The sequence below is a fragment of the Candidatus Accumulibacter vicinus genome (assembly GCF_000584955.1).
GTDB lineage: Bacteria > Pseudomonadota > Gammaproteobacteria > Burkholderiales > Rhodocyclaceae > Accumulibacter > Accumulibacter vicinus.
In genome coordinates this window covers 50,376-51,952 of record NZ_JDSS02000031.1, presented here as the reverse complement: position 1 = coordinate 51,952, position 1,577 = coordinate 50,376, and the positions used below count along the sequence as shown (strand labels likewise).

At 67.7% G+C, this 1,577-nt stretch carries 1 pseudogene; it reads left to right on the top strand.

What is annotated here, in order from left to right:
- A pseudogene (locus tag CAPSK01_RS23135) lies at positions 1-1,577 on the top strand (cyclic beta 1-2 glucan synthetase); the annotation flags it as partial.

Here is a 1,577-nt window from a genome sequence, read left to right as displayed (position 1 = left end):
GCAGGCGAGGACGGCGGGGCGAGTCCCTGCCGGCAGGCCAATCCGCTGTCGCAACTGTCGCAATGGAAGCTGATCGACAACCTGCGCCGCAGTCTCGTTGCCGCGGCACTGACCCTGCTGTTGCTGCTGGGATGGACATGGCTGGCATCGGCCTGGTCATGGACCCTGTCGGTGCTCGGGATCATGCTGCTGGCCCCCGGCTGCGCGGTGATCCTCGAACTGTTTCGCAAGCCGGGCGAGGTGCTGCTGCGGCAGCATCTGGCGGCGGTGGCAAGCTCGGCGACACGGCACCTCCGGCAGGTCGTCTTCGAGTTTGCCTGTCTCCCGTACGAGGCGTTCTACAGTCTGGATGCGATCGTGCGTACGTACTGGCGAATGCTGGTCACGCATCGGCGCCTGCTCGAATGGACTCCTTCGGTCGATGCCGAACGCGCTGCCGCCAGGCGAGGCCGCAGCGAACTTGCCGCTTTGTTGCGGGCGATGTGGGTAGCGCCCACCCTGGCTTCGGCAGCCGCGTTGCATCTGGCCCTGTCGACGCCGGCGATGTTGCTGGTGGCGGCTCCGGTTCTGCTCCTGTGGTTCGCCTCGCCGCTGCTCGCCTGGTGGATCAGCCGCCCGCTGACGCGCCGCACGGCGATCCTGAGCAGCGCACAGATCCTTTTCCTGCGCGCGCTGTCGCGTCGCACCTGGGCGTTCTTCGACACCTTCGTCGGCCCGGAAGATCATTGGCTACCGCCGGACAACTACCAGAAGTATCGCGTCGCTGCCATCGCCCATCGCACCTCGCCGACCAACATCGGCATGGCGCTGCTGGCGAATCTTTCGGCCTACGACTTCGGCTATCTTTCGACCGGCCAACTGGTCGAGCGCACGGCCAATACCCTGCGCACCCTGCACGCGCTGCAACGACATCGCGGCCACTTCTACAACTGGTACGACACGCTGACGCTGCGGCCGCTGCCCCCCTTGTACATTTCGACGGTGGACAGCGGCAACCTGGCCGGCCATCTGTTGACCCTGCGCGCGGGCCTGCTGGCGCTGGCCGACGACCGGATACTGATGACGCGGTTGTTCGACGGTCTCGGCGACACCTTCAGGATTCTGACGATGGCGGCGGACGGTAGCGCGACGGTGTCGATGGCAGCATTCCGGAAAGAACTGGAAACGGCGGCGTCGGCCCCACCGGCAACGCTGATGGCTGCCTGGTCACAACTAGAGAGGCTGGCCAGCGCTGCCGCCGGGATCGCCTCCCGGATCACGGCCGGCCTGGCGGACATGCCAATGACTGCGCCCGCGGGCGAAGCACTGGACTGGGCACAGGCGCTGGACCGGCAATGCCAGGCCGCCGTGGCGGAGCTGAGTTTCCTGTCGCCGTGGCTGGCGCTGCCGGCGCCGCCGGTCGGGATGGCCGCGCAGTTGACCCAGGTCGACGCGCTTGCCGCCCTCGATGCCATCCCGACGCTACGCGGGTTGGCGCAGCTGGAGGCCACCCTGCTGCCCCACCTCGCGGCTCTGCTGGACAGCAAGACGACGCCCAGCCACCGCGACTGGCTCAGCGAGCTGCAGCGGCAGGGCGA